A 20,111-nucleotide genomic window follows, 5' to 3' on the forward strand; every position below is an offset into this window, starting at 1 on the left:
TCTGAATAAAAATAATATAATACGTGGTAAAATGTGTGGGATTACAGGATTTAACTGGAAAGATGGGTTAATGCTTCAGAAAATGGGCGAAGCCATCAAACACAGAGGACCGGATGGAAATGGGACCTATTTAGGTAGCAATATCTCATTAGGACACCTGGAACTGGCGGTACTTAATCTTTCAGAAAATGGCCATCAACCCATGTTCAGCGAAGATAAGAACCTTATATTGATATTCAATGGCAGAATCTATAACTTCCCATAACTCCGAGAAAAATTAATATCGAAAGGTCATCAGCTGGAAAGTAAGAACGATGCTGAGCTTATACTCCATTGCTATCAGGAATATGATACGGACTGTGTCCGGCATTTCAACGGGATGTGGGCATTCTGCATATATGATAAAACAAAAGAGACTCTTTTCCTGAGCAGGGACAGGTTTGGAATAAAACCGCTGTATTATCACTATGAGAATGGCAGGTTCATTTTCGCCTCAGAGATCAAGGCTCTTCTTGAACACGATATCCCCAGAAAAGAGAACAGGGCAATTATTTTCGATTACCTGTATTACAATCTGACAGATCATACGGAGGACACCTTCTTCGAGGGTATCAAAAGACTGATGCCCGGACATAACCTCACCTTTGACCTCAATACCAGTAAAATGGAGATCAGCAAGTATTACGACCTTGAAGCAAGGATCTCCAAGACTAAATGTGATTATGAGAAAATAAAAGAACTATTCACAGATTCAGTTAAGAGAGCACTGGTTGCAGATGTCCCTCTGGGGAGTTGCCTTAGCGGCGGTATTGATTCGTCATCAGTTGTTGTTACGATGAGAAGAGTTGCCCCTGCGGCAGAAATAAAAACATTTTCCATGAGATTCCCGGGAAAGAACATTGACGAAAGCGCATACTAGAAAGAGGTTAGTACAAAGGTAAACGCATTGAACTACTCGGTTACTCCCGAAGCGGCTGAATTTATGCAGGATATGCAGAATTTATTTAGGACACAGGAAGAACCTTTCAGCGGAACAAGCGTGTACGGACAGTACAGGGTCATGAAACTTGCAAAGGACAATGGTATCAAGGTCCTGCTGGATGGGCAGGGGGCCGATCAGGTCCTTTCAGGAAGTAGTTATTTTAACGGATATTATTACTATGAGTTGATGAAAAGACTGGATGTAGTCAACCTGCTCCGGGAAGCAAGCTATAGTTATCAGAAATCCAAATGTCTGTCCCCGCTGATGTATCTGTTTCTTCGCGTGGCTCCGACAAATATAAAGAGGTCCCTTTACAATAACCATAAAGTACCGTACCTGTCCAGGAGTTTCATTAAAGAGAATGAGCAACGTAAGGATGTGAGATGGTATCTTTCCTCACTTGATGAGGCAGTCTGTGGTAGTGTAAGCTTATATGCACTCCCTCACCTGCTTAGATTTCTGGACAAGAATTCTATGATGTTTTCTATTGAATCCAGGGTTCCTTTCCTTGATCACAAGTTAGTAGAATATCTGCTTTCCATACCTTCCGAGCAACGCATCAACAACGGGGTCACAAAATATGCATTCCGCAAAGCTATGGAAGGGGAAGTGCCGCAAAGCATACTCTCAAGACATGACAAAATAGGGTTTGCAACTCCTGAGGAGAATTGGCTCAATAACAAAGTAATTAAAGACTTTGTTTACAGTATTATAGACTCAGAGAGCTTCAGATCAAGGGATTTCTGGAACTGGAAGCTAGTCAGGGAGATGTTCATAAAACTACACTCCGACGAATCCCATGGCATATTTGTCGGGACTGAGATATGGAGATGTATATCAGTTGAACTATGGATACAAATGTTCATCGAGGGGCAGGAATTCATACCCGTTGCAGAGAAGAACAGCATCATGGTATCCGTATAGGGTCAAATGTGAAAAATGAAGTTCGCTTCGGGAGAACATCCTGCAATGCCTGAAAAGTCTTTGAAAGCATTATCATATTAACTTATTACTTTCTTTTATATACATTCAGGTAGACCCACTCAGCCAGAGCTCCTATATTCCTGCGTTTGAAAACCCTGTAATTTGTTTCAATGGAAGGATTAAAACGTGATTTGAATGAACAGAGTCTTCGGGTGTCAGCACCACCTATCTCAAATACGCAGTTTCGATCTTTAGATATTTTTATAAGCTCCCAGAATATGAGATCATTCACCGGCAGGTCTACATCCGGTTTCGGAGTACCCAGCCATGAGATTACTTTGCCGTTATAGATTACAGCAAGACTAGATCCAATAATATTATCTTCTTCATCATACACATAATATAGATTGATGTTTTGGGGATATAACCGGAGTAAATCCTCAAGATACTCAATACTTATAATAGGAAATCTTATACCCTGCTCTTCATATCTTTTAGATAAGATCTCATAGAACGGCAAAACGTCATTACTCTTCCTCATTTCAATATTGAATTTATTTTCGATTATTTTCTTTATTACGTTTCGTGTAGAGCGGCTGAATCCTTTTAATATCCCTTCCAAGGAAGCCTCAGTGGGGAGATAATATGTGAACAGAAGTTCTATGGAATAGTCGTTCCATTTGAATTCCCTGATATCAATGAAAGAAGGAATTACCTGTATTGACACATAAATGGGAGAAAATTCATCTAACTTCCCTGTAATCCCCTGAACAATTTCCCTCATGCGTATCTCCTTACCATTTTGTGTAAGAGTATCATATTCTTTGCTCATTACAAAGCCCATGTAAGGCACCCCTGTGCGCGGAGGTGGAGAAAGTATCACATTGACACCATAATTAGTCTTTAGAAAAACTGGAAATACACATACTAATCGATCTTTTACGCACATGCCGTACGGAAGCAAAGTGTAACCGGTATGCTTTTCAATTATTTTTAAAAAACCCCACTTGTGAAAAATAGCCCCATAAGGACTTTTGTCAATGAAATTATCCCATATGCTGGAATCATCTATAGTTAATACTTGCATAATCCCCTTCCGATATTCAAATGAAAAATATGTGTATTGAAGTAATGATACACCCGGCACCCCAGGCCACCCCAAGCCAGAAGCAGCCGAGCATTGTCTGCGGATAGCAGCTTGAACCAATCGTTCACTCCAAAGATGTGCGCTATCTCCTTAATATATCCATTATGTGCTATTCACTTAATATCTTTTTGAATTAAATGTTTGCACACAGCAGGTTCAATATCAACTAACCAGAGGCTCAAATCAGAAATTCTTATAAAGGAACATGCACAGTATAATATGTGGTAAAATGTGTGGGATTACAGGGTTTAACTGGAAAGAAGCGAAGCTACTTAAAAAGATGTGCGATGCGATAAAACATAGGGGACCTGATGACGAAGGAGCTCATGTGGATGACACTGTGTCTCTTGGACACAGAAGACTGTCCATACTTGATCTTTCCGAGAAAGGTCACCAACCTATGTATAGTGAAGATGGGAACTTGGTTTTGGTATATAATGGTGAGATTTACAACTTTTTAGAAATAAAGGAAGAACTGATATCGAAGGGACATCACTTCAGGAGCAGAACTGACACAGAAGTAATACTCCATTGCTATCAGGAATATGGTACGGACTGTGTCCGGCATTTCAACGGGATGTGGGCATTCTGCATATATGATAAAACAAAAGAGACTCTTTTCCTGAGCAGGGACAGGTTTGGAATAAAACCGCTGTATTATCACTATGAGAATGGCAGGTTCATTTTCGCCTCAGAGATCAAGGCTCTTCTTGAACACGATATCCCCAGAAAAGAGAACAGGGCAATTATTTTCGATTACCTGTATTACAATCTGACAGATCATACGGAGGACACCTTCTTCGAGGGTATCAAAAGACTGATGCCCGGACATAACCTCACCTTTGACCTCAATACCAGTAAAATGGAGATCAGCAAGTATTACGATATCCACGACAGGCTATCTGAAGGTGCCACTGATTGCGGCAAACTGAAAGAGATATTCACGGATGCTGTTCGTAAGAGATTAATTTCAGATGTTCCCGTGGGAAGTTGCCTTAGTGGTGGTATTGATTCTTCCGCCATCGTTGTCACAATGAGAAAAATTGACCCGTCTGCCCGGATAAAAACGTTTTCCCTGAGATTCCCGGATATGAAGAGCGATGAGACCGTTTACCAGAAAGAGGTCAGCAACATGGTAGATTCGGTCAGCTATTCTGTGACCCCTGAACCTTCCGAGCTAATGCGGGACCTGCAGGACCTTTTAATGACACAGGAAGAACCTTTCAGTGGAACAAGCGTGTACGGGCAATACAGGGTCATGCAACTTGCAAAGGATAGCGGTATCAAGGTCCTGTTGGACGGGCAGGGGGCAGACGAGATACTGGCAGGGTACCACTACTTCCATGGATACTACTATTACGAACTGCTAAAGGGGTTCGATATCACTCATCTGATGAAAGAAGCAAACCAGTATTACTCCAGATCCAAATCCCTTTCACCAATGATGTACCTGCTACTTCGTGCAACCACTGAGAATATGAAGAAGCTTCTCTACAAGCACAGGAAAGTACCTTTCCTCTCACAGGGTTTCATTAAAGAGAACCAGCAACGCAAAGATAGCAGATGGCACCTGTCATCACTGGATGAAGCTCTATACGAAAGTATGATGGTGTATTCACTTCCTCATTTGCTGAGATTCGAAGATAAGAACTCTATGAGATTCTCCATTGAATCCAGGGTGCCTTTTCTTGACTATCGCTTTGTAGAATACGCTTTTTCCATGCCTTCGGAAATGAAGATCAACGGGGGTGTGACCAAGTACGCGTTCCGCAAAGCAATGGAAGGAGAAGTGCCGCAAAGCATACTCTCAAGATATGACAAGATAGGTTTTGCAACACCCGAACAGAAATGGCTCCGGGAAGAAGCAATGATCAAGCTCATGAATGGGATAATAAATTCAGATAGTTTCAGGTCCAGGGATTTCTGGAACGCGGTGCTTGTGACAGATATGTATGACAAGATGATATCTAAGGAAGCATCAGGTATCTTTGTGGGCACAGAGATATGGAGATGTATATCAGTTGAGCTATGGATGCGACTCTACATTGAAAAGCAACAGCCTCTCGCAGCCATGCCCATAGAGCTGCCCGAGACTTGGCCCATCAAGATGGTTAAACCTCGTGAAACAGTTGTCGAAACCTTCACATAAAAACAGGATGAAAAAACAGACGGTTGAGACATTTGTCTCATGCCGTCTTCTTTCTGTGGACATTGAGATAGAACCACTCTGCCATGCTTCCGATAAGGTCTTTTTTATATACCCTATAATTAACATACATATCGGGATTGAACTGGGATTTGAATGCGCACAGCCGGGGGATATCCGCTCCTCCCATCTCCAGTATGGAATAACCATCACTTTTGCTTTTCTTAATGAACTCCCAAAAGAGGAACTCATTTACAGGTGCCTTTATTGAGGGCTTTACACTCCCGATCCACATGGTCAGTTTCCTGTGTTCGGATGTCAGCACACCTCCGACCATATTATCATCAGCATCCAGAATAGAGTACACCTTGATGTGATTGGGATATAACTGGCACAATTCCTGAATATATCCTTTGCTTACAATGGGAAATGTAAGCCCTTGTTCCCTGTACCTCTCCACGGAGCTATCATAGAACTGTGATATATCTTTACTCTCGATCAGTTTCAGATTATACCTATCCATTTTTTTAATGGCACTGCGTTTAGAAGTATTGAAACCATCACATATATCTTCAAGAGACTGGTCGAGATCGAAATAAAATGTGTACAAAGGATCGATCATGAAACCATTCCACTTGAAGGGCCTGACATCCGTTATAGACGGAGTAAGACAAATAGATACATAATTCGGTGATAACCTGTCCACTTCATCTGAGAATATTTTTCCCATCTCATACAGTCTCTGGCCTTTTTTGCTTAACTTCATATTCATGCAGTTTCGGCTCAGCACAAATCCCAGATATGGTATACCGGACTGCGGGGGAGGGGAGAACAGCATTTTTACACCCCGGATATTCTTGTAGAAAAGAGGGGCTACACACAATACCTCATCAGTTATGAAAAAACCATAGGATAAAAGCCTATACCCCGTGTGCTTTTCCACAGTTTTTAAAAAGTCCCACTTATGGAATACAGTTCCACCAGGACTTTGGTCAATAAATCTATCCCACACTTCACGTTCATGGATAATCGACATCTGCATTGTTCCACCACTCATAAATATCCCCACAATTAGTAATCCAGGCATTTTTCTGATTACAATAATCAAGTATTTTTTCATACAACTTTCTCCACTCCTTTAAATGTGGAGAGCTGAAAGTGTTATTATGCCAGAGAAGAGTAATTATACCATTATACTTCTGCCCGGCATCCAGTATCTGCTTTGATATCTCCCAGGCCTGCCTGAAAGAGTCAGCATATTCGAAAAGTGCTATATCCATGATATTGAGAGGTATCTCCAGGATATCCAGCGCCTTTCCCTCTGCATATGGCCTGAAAGGATGACACATACCATTCCTGAAACCTACGACATTATTAAATCCCAGGGTGGTATCATATTTGAAGCCCGCTTTGGAGAGTATTTCCCATGACTCGCTTATCTTTAACTTGAGGTAATGGTTCCTGAACCCAATAACCGGCTTCCCCAGGACCGCTTCAAGCTTTCGTTTCTCTTGAGCCATATTCTCATAGTTGTCATAGGAATAGTAACCTCCATGCAGTCCTACTTCCCACCCCCTGTCAACGATTTCCCCCATATAGCTACCTGCATCCTCTATATCATACCTGAACCTCCTGGGATCCTTTTCTGCAGTCAGGAAATAAAAAGAGGACTTTGCATCAAACTTCTCCTCAATATCCATTATTTCCTTGAAATTGAGGTAGGGGGATGGGATCTTACTATTTACCCTCCATAAACTATGCTTTTTCAATTGGTTCATATCTGCATCTTTGACCGAGTACAGCATTGATAGAAAAGTATGATGGAGAGGAGGGTAGATGTCGTCGATATCATGGGTCAGGCACACCCCGAATTCCCGGTCTTCAGGGAACGCAATTTCAAGGCCGTTTTCCACAAATGTCCTGGAGACATCCGGAGAAAGGACCTCACTGATATCACGATGTTTAAGGTCGCAATAACTGTCCACGTATGAATATTGGCCAAATGCATCACCTTTTGCAGTAAACCTGCTCCACATGTAAGGATGCTGTTTTATCGATTCATACATATTTACACCCACAAAACTATTTTCGGGCCTGGCCAGACATGAGACCCAGATGTTCCACTATAAACCCGGTCACATCTATCTTGTCCCGTATAAGTTGATCCTTCTTTCTACCCCATTCCTGTTTAGCCTGCTTATTATTGAGGATCTCCACTGCTTTTTGGAGAGCCTGCCCTGAATCTTTAAAGCAATACATGAGCCCGTACTTTTCCTCAAGTTCAGTGAAGTTGCCCATTGTCCCCGCAAGAGAGGAAACGTATATCGAAGGAGTACCCAGTATTGCGCTTTCCACTGCCGTTGTACCTCCATCCCCCAGGTACAGACTGGCATAATATAGCAGATCATGCAATTTTTCCGGTCGGAGATGTATTTTGTATCTCTCTAATTCCGGTTCTAATTCCTGTTCTGAAGTTATGAATACTTTTCCATATTTTTCAAGCTCCCGGACCATTTCCAGCTTATTGGTAACTCCATGCTGGCCGACATCATGGCTTGCACCCCATGATACAAAACGAAGCACTATTATCCGTTCATTTTCATCCAGATCCAGGCTTGAAAGGAAAGCCGGATCCGGATGAAAGTATGCAGGATGAAGATATGCAAGCTCCTGGTAGCCATTGTACCTTGCCTGTTTCATCCCTATATCGCGATTGTATGAAGTAGGAGTAAATACCATATCTGCGAAAGGGAGAGTAACGCAATTGGCAAATTTTGCATGTTCGGTGTCCGTGAAAATCAGTGACCTTTTACGCATAAGCCATGCTACATGCGCCACGCAAGGATTAAGGATACCAGTCAGGATATCAGGATTGAATTTATGAGCTATTTTGAGCAGTTTTAGATCCCTGCCAGCCCATTCCTTCATCAAGTTACCTTTACCGGTACCCATCTTGCTTATGACCTCATATTTGAAGCCATAGGAATCAAGCAGATCCACAGTGACATCTTTTTCTCTGGCCGTAAACAAAACATCGTGGCCATTCTTTTCCACCGCCCAAGCAATATTCTTATAAAAGTGGACATGGGCGGGATGCCCTATATCGACTAGAACTTTCATTTAACCCCCATAACTATAGTACAGAACTCATATATAATCATTTTTAAATAGTCATTGGCAATCTTTTTGGCACAAATATAATATGAGATCGATCAAACCTTTTCCTTACAAAGAGAAGAAAACAAATTACATTCAGGACATCCAATATGCGTTATTCTAAATGCAGCAGCAAGGTAATAAATCATAATAACTATTCATTATTTGATTTTAAAACGGATCACACTGCAAAAACGGATATTAAAAATAACAAATCCGCTGAGCAATAACATGAGAATCAAAGAAACACTCTTGCCTGGAAAGATCCGTTTGCCAAGAAATATATTTTTACCCATTTTGGTTCTTGCAGTTATGATAACCCTGTACTTAACCTATGGTTATTTCATGACCGACATGGATGAAATATCCAAAGAGATCGATATATTAATTACTAAAAACCAAACGATCTCCGTCATACAAAACAGTACCGGAATAGTACTATACAACGGAACGAATGACGAAGAGGCTATCAGGGTGGCAGTCGGTTCAATTGACAAAGGTGTGATCCTGTTTGAACAGGGAAGTTACAATGTTGCCTCAGCAATCAAACTTAAATCGGATATTACAGTAATCGGGAAAGACACTTCCATCATAGGGTACAGGATATTCAAGATCTCTGATGCATCAAATGTAACCATAAAAGGATTTGATCTCAGCAACCCGGATGAGACCTATGTACGCCACTCGGGCACCAAAAGCATAGTAGAGATCACAAACAGCGATAACTGCTACATACTTGACAATACTTTCCGGAATTTTGGCGATTACGGGTTATACCTTTCCACACTTTCCCCGATCCATCATAACACCTATATAACTATAAAAGGCAACCAATTTCTTGATTATGGCTATGCAGGATTGATGATAGGGAAGCAGGCCAGTCAGATATTTGTTGATGATAATCTGTTCAGAGATATAAATACAAGGAAAATCAATCCTAATGCATATGGAGTAGCTCTTGCAAAAGGCAGCAGTACATACAGCTATTCCGAGTACATCTACATCCGTAACAACACCATCGAGAACAATCCTATGTGGGAAGGAATTGACAGCCATGGGGCAAACCATGTTTACATTCTGGACAACACAGTTACAGAGTGCAGGATACCGATCTCGGTTGCCCAGATTAACAGCGATAACCAGTACCCTGAGCCTGTACACAATATCACCATCAAAGGGAATTATGTGAAAGGAAATATGAGCGCTGCAAAACAGGATTCAGGTATCTATGTACTTGGGGGACGTGGCCCGGGAGGGACTATCCAGCCCTACAGGGATGTCACCGTATCTGATAATACTGTAGTTGATGTGAATAACTGGCTGCACTCCAATGACGGAGGAATCGTGCTAATGAATGTGGACAGTGCCCAGGTATATAACAACAATATATCAAATGTTGGAGGGATAGGAATTAACCTGGCTGCCACGAACAATGTACAGGTATATAATAATGACATAAAGAATATTGTCATGATATCCAAACCGATCTATAGTGTGAGCGTATCAAATGTAAAAAATAATTACATCATTGACATCAGGGATAATATAATAGATCTAAAAGAGAATTACATCTATTATGATGCCGACTATACCTTCGCCAAATAATAAGTTGTTTCTCTTCAAGGTTATTTCTGCATAAACATACCCTGCCAGTGTAACTCCCTTCGTCTGTTAAAGATGCAAAATATAAATCTGTTAAAATTACTATAATAATATATTATGAGTATCATACATATTTTTTATAATTTTCAATATTAGTTGGCTCAAAACTATACTTTAGCCACTTTTTGAATCTGACACATTATATATACTTTTAAGAATACTTACGATTAGCTTGTCACAATATATCATAGAAGTGAGGAGTTTATTCCTACTGATATGCATTATAGCATAATATGTGCTTCGGCGATAAGGAACAAACAAAATATTTCTATGCATTATTGAACACAGGTTGACCTAACAACGAAAAACCCTATTGTGAAAAACATGCTTAAGAGGTCAAAAATGGATAAAACGAAGATATTAAGCCTTTTATTGGCTTTTTTAGTCCTTAACATAGGTTTAGGGGCAGCGATCTCTTCAGCTGCTGTCAGCAGCTCAGGAGAGGTGAACTACTCAATAAGCATATCGAAAGACGCCGGCATTACGCAGGTACAGACAAACGACGGCAAGGCCCTATACAGCGGTACCAACGATGTACAGGCTTTTACTACCGCGGTCAATGCTATCAGCAAAGGCACCATCCTTGTCAACCAGGGAACGTACAATATTGCCTCTCCCATAGCACTCAAATCCGACATTGAAATAGTTGGAAAGAATGCAGTGATCAAGGGATACAACGTATTTACGATAACCAGTGCGACAAATGTTAAGGTAAAAGGGTTCGAATTCAGTAACCCTACTGCAACATACACTTCAATTGCTTCCAGCAGGGGCTTTATCAACATCTACAACAGCAACAACTGTGTGATAGAAGAGAACACCTTCCGCAACTTCAGGGATTATGGAATCAACATCGGAGTCACCTCAACGTCCCAATCCAACAGGGATATAAGCGTAAGGTACAACAACTTCCTTGATTACGGTTACTGTGGAGTGATGATCGGTAAGCAGTCCAATTACATATATGTGGAGGATAATACCTTCAAGAACATCAATGTACGGAAAGTGAATGCAAATGCATATGGTATAGCAGTTGCCAAGGGAAGCAATTCCTACAAGCACTCAGAGCACATCTATATCAGGTCCAACTGGATAGAGAACTGTCCGGTATGGGAAGGTATCGACAGTCACGGCGCTAATCATGTGTATATCCAGGATAATACAGTCATAAACTGTAAAGTACCCATAGCAGTTTCCTATCAGACCAATGAAGGTACATATCCTCTGCCTGTGCACACCATAGTCATTACCGGAAACTATGTCAAAGGGAACATGGCATCCCCAGAAAAGCAGCATTCCGGAATACATGTACTTGGTGCACGCAACTATGCAAAACCATATACTAATGTAACTGTGTCAGGCAATACTGTCATCGACGTCAACAGCTGGCTGGTCAGCGATGACGGAGCTATTGTTCTTAGAGACGTTAACGGAGTTGTTGTCGACAACAATCTCATTAGTGGTGTAGGCAATACAGGAATCAACCTGTTGAATACAGACAATGCACTGGTACAGAATAATGATATCAGGAACCTGAAAAAGATCTCCGGTTCTACGATGGGCGTCAAAATGTCACCTGTTGTAAAGAGCTTCAGTGCCACTATCAAGGACAATAAGTATGACAGCACTGTGAACTACCATGGTTATGCATACCCCAAGAACAGTAACACATACTCCGTTACTCTGGTTAACCAGGTTCAGTCCAAGTTCGCAGGTGCGTTGAGACTTAATGTTCAGACAGACTCCAATGTCGTTACGTCACCTTACACACCACCACTAACACCACCACAGCCAGGTACCAGTACTGACAGTTCTGACAATACTGACAATACTGACAGTACACCGGATAACACTGATGTAATAAACCCATCGTGGACAGGTATATCCAAGATTGCAGGTACAACAGTTGTCAAGACCGATGATGGCAAGATAGTGTACAGTGGAAACAATGATGTTGAAGCTGTGAAGGCTGCTCTGAACAATGTAAACCAGGGAACTATCGTTTTCGAGGAGGGAACCTATTCTATAAGCTCACCAGTCGCTCTAAGTTCTGATCTGGAACTGGTCGGTAACAATGCTGTACTTAACGGTTACAACATATTCACCATAAAAGATGAAACAAATGTCACAATAAGAGGATTCGAGTTCAGTAATCCCGATGCCCAGTATCTGGGGCGTGCCGGGAACAACGGGCTTATAGACATCCAGAACAGTGAAGATGTTCTTGTGCAGGATAACACTTTCCGCAACTTCAGGGATTTCGGCATATACCTTTCAACCCGCACCACATCTGACAGCAGCCAGAATGTCACTATACAGGACAATGAATTCCTTGATTACGGCTACTGTGGAATAATGATCGGAAAGCAGGCAAGCAATGTAAATGTTGATGACAACCTGTTCAGGAATATCAATGTTAAGGCCATGTATGCGAACTCCTACGGAGTAGCGGTCATGAAGGATAGCAGCACATACGATTATTCAGAGTATGTCAATATCCGCGGCAACACTATCGAGAACAACCCAACCGGGGAAGCTATCGATAGTCACGGGGCCAACCACCTTTCTGTTGAGAACAACACCATCACAGACTGCAGGATACCTATCATCATCCTTCATGAAAATCAGGATGACAAGTACCCTGCCGCATTGAGCAATCTTTCTGTGACTGGAAACTCAGTGACAGGAAACCTCAGCCTGGAAAAGCAGAACTCAGGTATTTACATCTTCGGAGGAATAAGCAAGGATGGAACCATTGTCCAACCCTACCAGGAAGTGAACGTCTCCGGTAACATCATCGTTGATGTGAACAACTGGCTGGTCAGTGAAGATGGAGCGATCGTAATGCGCAACATCAACGGGACAGTCATTGAGAACAATAAGATCTCAGGCGCCGGCGGTGTGGGTATTAATCTGGAGAATACGGACAATGCTGTCATGCAGAGCAACACCTTCAGTGGCATGAGAGAGATCTCAGGTTCTACCGTAGGAGTTAAGATGCTGGCAAATGGCATGGATAACCACGCTGCTCTCATAAGCAATATCTTTGACAGCTCTGTAGGATACCATGCGCGTACCGAAAGTGGATCAGGACACGCATACGAAGTAAGCGTAACGAATCAGGACACATCCATGTTTGATAATTCAAACGATAGTATGAAACTGATAGTCCTTGAAGATACTGAGCCTTCAGAACCAACTGAACCTTCAGAACCAGCTGAACCAGTAAACGACCTTCCTGTTGCGAATGCGGCAGGCAGGGTTGCTGAGGCAGGAAGTACAGTCATATTCTATGGAGGCGAATCCTTCGATAGGTATGGAATAGTCAACTATTCATGGGACTTTGACGCTTCCAACGGTATCCAGAGAGATGCAACCGGTATGATAGTGAACCACACTTTCGAAGAACAAGGCAGATATACCGTCACCCTGACAATAAGCAACATGAGGGGACAGACGAGCACGGACACCTTAACAGTGATCGTAAACTGAAGACTTAAGACAAAATCGGGTTGGCGGGCCAATGAATAGGTGTCCGTCATCCACATTTTTTCATGCGTTTTCATGCGTTTTCATGCCACATGCGGCATCCATTTCCAGCATTTCTAAAATAATCTGCTCATTTGCAGCCAAACGTTTTCTGTCCGGGAAGTCTTTTGTTCATTTTGAGCCGGATCACTCCATGTTGATAACCTCATTTTTCAGATTACAGTTAAAGAGCATCATAAAGAAGGGTTCCTTAATTACTGGACCTTCCTTTGACATTAAAGGGTACCATACTGCTGTGCATGTGCTTTAAAAGTCAACAGGATGCGCATATACTAATCAAAGAACACTTATCTGTCGATATGATAGAAACTGTATTAAAGACAGATGGAATGCATAACCAATACTTATTGTATAAAACAAAGGTTTAAAACACCTCAAAATGACCTTTAAAACAACACAAGTGTTTTTTTAGGCATGCCATGGTTTATATACAGTCAGCAGAATCTACGCAGAGCCCGTCATAATATGTTCATAACAATCACATTTTGTTCGGCAACGGCATGGTCTCCCCACGGATATTTCCCCATATCCGGATCATGTGTTTCCTGCCGGGCATGCTGATGGAACTAAATTGGCAGGTAAATGACCCAGTAGCTTAAAATAAGCTCCTCACTAGCTAAAATTAACACGTTTAAGAGGTCAATAATGGCTATCACATGGAAAACCACCACAAACCTTTTAATGGTTATATTGTTCCTCAACTTGAGTTTGGGAGCAACAGCCTCTGCGGCTGCTATCAGTCCTGCAGAGACAAATGGATCGATCACCATATCAAAAGAAGCCGGTACTATAAGTGTCCGGATGACCGACGGAGAGATTATATACACCGGAACAGATGACGTGCAGGCCGTGAGATCTGCGGTCGACACCGTAGATGAAGGTGTAATCCTGTTCACCCCCGGAACATACTCTATCAGCTCACCTGTGGAACTGAAGTCCAATATAGAACTTGTTGGAGACAATGCGGTTCTGCAAGGTTATACGATATTCACTATAACCGGCAAGACAGATGTCATAATAAGAGGTTTCGAGTTCACCAACCCTGCTGCACAGTACACTGCAATTGCTACCAACAAGGGTCTTATAGATATCACAAACAGCCAGAACTGTTTGATAGAGGAGAACACTTTCCGCAATTTCAGGGATTACGGTATCAACCTTGCAGTTGGCTCAACATCCCACTTCAACGAGCAGATAACTATCAGGAACAACGAGTTCCTTGATTACGGTTACTGTGGAGTTATGATCTGGAAGCAATCCAATCACATATATGTGGAGGATAACACCTTCAAGGATATCAATGTAAAGAAAGTGAATGCAAATGCATATGGTATAGCACTTGCCAAGGGAAGCAATTCCTATGCGCATTCGGAGTATATATACATCCGGAACAACTGGATAGAGAACAATCCCGTGTGGGAAGGTATCGACAGTCACGGTGCAAACCATGTGTACATCCAGGATAACACAGTCATCGACTGCAAAGTACCTATAGCAGCTTCCTACCAGACCAATGAAGGTACATATCCCCTGCCGTTGCACACCATGGTCATTACCGGGAACTATGTCAAAGGGAACATGGATTCCCCAGACAAACAGCATTCCGGAATACATGTACTTGGTGCACGCAACAATGCCGGACCGCACCAGAATGTGACCATCTCGGATAATGTCATAGAGGATGTTAACAGCTGGCTTGTCAGCGATGATGGAGGCATAGTGCTCAGGGATGTCGACGGCGGTATCCTTAAGAATAATACGATATCCGGCGTAGGTGGCACAGGTATCAACCTGAATAATGCTAACGACCTGGTACTTGAAGAGAATAGCGTCAAGAACATCAAAAGGATATCAGGCTCCACGTTTGGTGTTGAGATGATGCCTGTTGCAAAGGATTTCAGTGTCACGATGAAGAACAATGAGTTCGATAGTTCTGTTGACTATGATGCCTTTTCAACCCCCGGCTACGGTCACATATATGCCGTAAGTGCACAGGAACAGGATACCTCGAAGTTCGCTGCATCCAACGGTGCAATGGAACTGACGGCCGACTCTTCCCAAAACACTGCTGAAGCAGTGAATGATGCTGGTGTTACAGACCCCAGCATTTCTATTTCTAAGAATAACGATACGACAACTGTCCTTACAGGCAGCGGAGAAACTGTATACGTAGGTGACAGTGACAGTGACGCTATTAAGACTGCAGTTAATGCGGTTGACAACGGGACCATTACATTCGAGCAGGGGATCTATGCTATCAGCTCACCTGTAGCCCTTAAGTCAGACATAGAACTGATAGGGAACAATGCTGTTATCACAGGATATAGCATATTTACAATAGCAGACCTGGAAAATGTCACGATCAGTGGTTTCGAGTTCATCAATCCTGACGAGGAACATCTGGACCGAGCCGGTAATAATGGTCTGATCTACATCCAGAACAGTAGTAATGCCTTTATCCGGGAGAACACTTTCCGCAATTTCAGGGATTTTGGTATTTATCTGGCGACCAACTCCACATCCGATCGCAACCAGGACATAACCATTCAGGATAACCAGTTCCTTGAGTATGGTCACGCTGGAGTGATGATCGGCAAAGGAGCCAGCAATGTGATCGTTGATGATAATCTGTTCAGGGACATCAATGTGAATGGAACGAGCCCTAACACCTATGGTGTCGCTATAATGAAAGACAGCAGCACTTACAGATATTCAGATCATATATACATACGCAACAACACTATCGAAAATAATCCACTGGGTGAAGCTATCGATAGCCATGGAGCAAACCATCTTTATATAGAGAACAACACGATAACAGACTCCAGGATACCCATATACATCGCCCACATCAATGATAATGACAGATATCCGGTACCTTTGCATCACCTGACGATAACAGGTAACAACATTCAAGGGAACTTCGATGCAGAAGCTCAGGCCACAGGTATCCGTGTCATTGGAGCGACCAAGATATCGGGTGATATCGCAAAAACTTATCAGCATGTAATTGTTTCTGGCAACACCCTGGAAGACGCCGCTAACTGGAATAACGGAGATGAAAAAGCTATATTAATGGAAAACGTTGATGCCCCTGTCGTTGAGAATAATGTATTCTCCGGTGCAGACGGCAAATAATAAAACTAAAGAGCTTGCTCAATTGAGAAGCACATGCAACCTGAAGAGCTTGCGCTAAGTAAAACATTATTTTCTTAACTGTCACAAGGACAGGCTTTTGCTTTTAGCGATAAATAAAGAATACCTCCGTTTCTCCTTGTCAACGGGTTCGGAGGTTTATTTTTTTATTCAGGTGGCGCTCATACATTGACATCCATTGCCTTGTAACACTCCCTCATGTCAAAGAGCATGGCAAAGAGGATTAGCTGAAGTCCGGCAATGAAGAACAATGCCCCTATCAATGGCAGACTGGCAGGAATATACCATCCGGTGATCAGGCCGGATAAGAGTATGTACACCCCTGAAAGGACCCCCAGTGGCAGAAGTATCATCCCGAACGCATAAAAGAGCACAAGCGGATGGAAATTAGTTATGGAATATTTCACCTTAAGTCTCCACAGGAATTTTTTGAACAGCATAACAGATACTTTGGACATATATCTGCTGTATTTGATACTGGACTTTTCTTCCCCGTAATGTGCCGGCATGGTGACATCCTGTGTTCTGAAGCCGAATGTATTGAGCTTGACCAGCATATCATTGCAATAGCCATAATAAGTGTAAAGAGTATCGATTTCGATATTGGAAAGAGCATTCTTTGAGATGGCAGTGTAACCATTTTGCGGGTCCATTATGTGCCAGTAGCCACTTCCGATCTTAGTGATCAGGCTCAACAGGGAATTGCCAAAAAGACGCCACGAGCTCATTCCACAACGGAATTCATCACATCCCAGCCGGTTACCTTTTGTGTAATCGGCTTTGCCTTCGATGATAGGCATCAGCAGGCTGGGCATATGTGCCGGGTTCATCTGGTTGTCCCCACCCATTACGACCATAATATCCATATCTTCCTGAAGCGCACGCTTGTACCCGTGAAGGATAGCAGCACCTACACCCTGGTTTGTCTCATGTGTTATAACAGAGAGCCGGGGGTCCCGGACCGATTTAAGCACATCTGCAGTGCTATCAGTACTGGCATCGTTGATAACATATATACGATCTACATAGTTCGGAATACCTTCAATAGTTGTGCGTATCAGTTTCTCTTCGTTATAGGCAGGCACTACAACACCAATTTTATATTTATCGAATATGTCCTTGTTACTTTCATGGGTCTTTTTAACGCTTACCTCCTTTAATTTGAATCCTGCGTTCAAAGCATCCTTTACCAGACACAATTCCTCGGGCAGACTGTCTTCAGTGAACGTAAGAGACGCTGTCGAAATTGATGAAAAAGCTGTAAAACCGATATTTTGTGAAAGATAGTTTGAAAGATATTTACCATCTGAGTCAAGATAAGGAGCCATATCGATCAGCGACTGCAGATCGGTATTAATACCCTGACCCGGGTATTCATTATAACCCACAACAGCATCTGCTTCCCTCCACATGACTGAAGTGATGAGCTTTGGTATGGCATCAGGATCGTATATATCATCGGCATTTATTATAATAACCGGACCATTGCCAAACTTTTCAGAATACCTGAAAGCAGCCCTGAGAGATTCCATTTTCCCTTTATGTTTATCGTGCTTTATTACATGTGCATCCATTTTCTGAGCGATGTATGCTGTGGAGTCGGTGCTTCCGTCATCCACCACTACAATATTATCTACATATAGGCCTGCCTTTTTGATGACATCATGTATATTAGCCTCATCATTATAGGCAGGAATTATACATGTAACTCCCAATTATACTCCCCCGTTAGCATTATAGTAAGCATTCAAGCCCCCTTGAATACAAACTTAAAAGCAGACATAGCAGCTGCTATTCCAGAAGCTGTACATCCAGTCCACTCCAATATACAAACATTGCTCTACGTTTATAATATTATCGTGCGATGAAAGGAATCAACCCTATTTTTAGGAGTAGAACGATAATTTGGAGGAATTTAAGGCAAGGTATCTTAGCTTGGAAAGAGTAAAACTAAGCATTTTAGATAATTATCATCAGTAATTTAAGGATTTAACACAATTTTTACCGAACAGGTGTGCCATGAAATGCCGCAACACGACAAATTATGCACTTTTAGACCAGATCAGTCCACTATTGTCATGTTAACCCATCATCCAGGCTCAAAATGAGCGCAACATGAAAAGGATATTTGAAACAAAATCATCAGCTAACAGTCCTGAAGGGTTTATCCCGTGGCATGAGCTCACAAGTCTGGAAACTGTCATACAAAGAAAAGACTTCTTATGGACCGTAAAAACCCGTGTTGATACCATAAAAGATGCAATGATCACAATATCATTGGATCACGGTTCCTGCTTCAGGCCCATCGATATCTTCCTGAGTCTCTGCCACACTGATCCACAGGTGAAGGTCGCGATAAGGTTCACTCATATTATCCTCCCTGTAAAGCAGATACTGTAATTTCATGTTACTTCCGGTGATCTCCGGGGCAAAGGTGAGGGGTTGTTCCCATGTGGCATTGTGGTCCAGGGAGATATGAGCAAAGCTATCCGGGACATTTATTATCTCATCGTTGAGCCTCAGCTCTACGGAGTAGTTGACAAGTGCATATTCATGATTGACGATACCAACTATCACATCGGTTTTCCCGCCTGCTACAAGACGGGTGTTATAATTATCGGCCATGCCCTGTGGGCCCAGTATGTAGAACTCCGTGAACTTCTCACCCTGCTTGGGTGTCACTACCACATATACCAAGGTGATGACCGACAATAGAATCGAGACAACAAGAATGATGCTCAGTACACGGTCAAGTCGGGACTCTGGTTTTGTGGTCACTTCGGCCTTGAAGGATGCATACATTTCCCTGAAAGGGACAGAGAAGGCGCTGTTTCCCAGACTTTCGCGCCTGTGAAGAGCGATAACGGACATTGCAAGGGTAAAAGCCGAAATCGATATAAGTACAGGAACAAGCCGTATGCCCCAAGGAGTATAATTGAGGGCCAGACCTATGAGAGGGACCACTGCTATGCTCAGGCCAAAGCTCAGAGCAATACGTTCTATACTGTCCAGATCATCCTTTCCCGGAAAGAGGGCGGCTATGAGAGCATAGCCGGGGAGAAAGAGCACCATGGGCAGGCCCAGCACAGTACGTATGGGATTGCTGCTAAGTGGTGGAAAAAGTATAAACAGGTCCGTAAGAAGGACAAGTGCCATTACCAGTCTGATGTCTGCAGGTACGAAGAATCTTAAGTTCATGTTTGATTTTACACCAGCCCTAATGCTCCTAAAATATTTACCATTAAACCTTAAGTGTTGTTAATGGACTCAAACATTAAGAATTTTGTGTATTTGAAAACATATTAGTTATCGTCAACGACTCCCCAATTAAGTAGGGAGCTTGCACTTCAAGTTCTCAGCTTCCTGAGCAGAATGCAATAGGCTGGTTG

10 protein-coding genes and 1 pseudogene are annotated in these 20,111 nt (G+C 42.4%); 5 read left to right on the forward strand and 6 right to left on the reverse strand.

Annotated elements, in window-relative coordinates; genetic code table 11:
* Nucleotides 1–82: 82 nt before the first annotated feature.
* Nucleotides 83–1,906: pseudogene (gene asnB / locus QZZ22_RS08580) on the forward strand (asparagine synthase (glutamine-hydrolyzing)).
* 85 nt (nt 1,907–1,991) lie between these two features.
* On the opposite strand, the gene QZZ22_RS08585 reads toward asnB (QZZ22_RS08580), so the two are convergent.
* A complete protein-coding gene (locus tag QZZ22_RS08585; RefSeq protein ID WP_292464083.1) occupies nt 1,992–2,993 on the reverse strand; it encodes a GNAT family N-acetyltransferase in 1,002 nt (333 codons plus the stop codon).
* A 289-nt stretch (nt 2,994–3,282) separates the two neighbouring features.
* Here QZZ22_RS08585 and asnB (QZZ22_RS08590) point away from each other — a divergent pair, with 289 nt between their 5' ends.
* Entirely contained in the window at nt 3,283–5,202 is a 1,920-nt protein-coding gene (gene asnB / locus QZZ22_RS08590; protein ID WP_292464084.1) for an asparagine synthase (glutamine-hydrolyzing), read from the forward strand.
* A gap of 37 nt (nt 5,203–5,239) precedes the next feature.
* Here the strand turns inward: asnB (QZZ22_RS08590) and QZZ22_RS08595 are convergent, their stop codons facing one another.
* Genes QZZ22_RS08595 through QZZ22_RS08605 form a run of 3 tightly spaced genes read right to left on the reverse strand, consistent with a single transcriptional unit; the run spans nt 5,240 to nt 8,319 of the window.
* Nucleotides 5,240–6,256: a GNAT family N-acetyltransferase gene (locus QZZ22_RS08595; protein ID WP_292464085.1), complete on the reverse strand. Its 1,017-nt coding sequence runs from the start codon at nt 6,254–6,256 to the stop codon at nt 5,240–5,242.
* Complete coding sequence (locus QZZ22_RS08600) at nt 6,219–7,265, reverse strand: polysaccharide deacetylase family protein (RefSeq protein WP_292464086.1); 1,047 nt, start codon at nt 7,263–7,265, stop codon at nt 6,219–6,221. Before QZZ22_RS08600 ends, QZZ22_RS08595 begins: the two co-directional genes overlap by 38 nt.
* Before the next feature lie 16 nt (nt 7,266–7,281).
* A complete protein-coding gene (locus tag QZZ22_RS08605; protein ID WP_292464088.1) occupies nt 7,282–8,319 on the reverse strand; it encodes a DUF354 domain-containing protein in 1,038 nt (345 codons plus the stop codon).
* A gap of 348 nt (nt 8,320–8,667) precedes the next feature.
* Here QZZ22_RS08605 and QZZ22_RS08610 point away from each other — a divergent pair, with 348 nt between their 5' ends.
* From QZZ22_RS08610 to QZZ22_RS08620, 3 genes are all read left to right on the forward strand, one after another.
* Nucleotides 8,668–9,960: a right-handed parallel beta-helix repeat-containing protein gene (locus QZZ22_RS08610; protein ID WP_292464090.1), complete on the forward strand. Its 1,293-nt coding sequence runs from the start codon at nt 8,668–8,670 to the stop codon at nt 9,958–9,960.
* Nucleotides 9,961–10,359: 399 nt separating this feature from the next.
* Nucleotides 10,360–13,509, forward strand: coding sequence for a right-handed parallel beta-helix repeat-containing protein (locus QZZ22_RS08615; protein WP_292464092.1), 3,150 nt, complete (start codon nt 10,360–10,362; stop codon nt 13,507–13,509).
* A gap of 702 nt (nt 13,510–14,211) precedes the next feature.
* On the forward strand, nt 14,212–16,704 hold the full coding sequence (locus QZZ22_RS08620; protein WP_292464093.1) for a right-handed parallel beta-helix repeat-containing protein: 2,493 nt from the start codon (nt 14,212–14,214) through the stop codon (nt 16,702–16,704).
* Nucleotides 16,705–16,883: 179 nt separating this feature from the next.
* Here QZZ22_RS08620 and QZZ22_RS08625 read toward each other — a convergent pair whose 3' ends face one another.
* Both QZZ22_RS08625 and QZZ22_RS08630 read right to left on the reverse strand, forming a co-directional pair.
* Nucleotides 16,884–18,437, reverse strand: a complete 1,554-nt coding sequence (locus tag QZZ22_RS08625; protein ID WP_292464094.1) for a glycosyltransferase family 2 protein — start codon at nt 18,435–18,437, stop codon at nt 16,884–16,886.
* A 559-nt stretch (nt 18,438–18,996) separates the two neighbouring features.
* Nucleotides 18,997–19,920, reverse strand: a complete 924-nt coding sequence (locus QZZ22_RS08630) for a DUF1616 domain-containing protein (protein WP_292464095.1) — start codon at nt 19,918–19,920, stop codon at nt 18,997–18,999.
* Between the last annotated feature and the right edge of the window lie 191 nt (nt 19,921–20,111).

Origin of the sequence: Methanolobus sp. (assembly GCF_016278365.1) — an archaeon.
Lineage (GTDB): Archaea > Halobacteriota > Methanosarcinia > Methanosarcinales > Methanosarcinaceae > Methanolobus.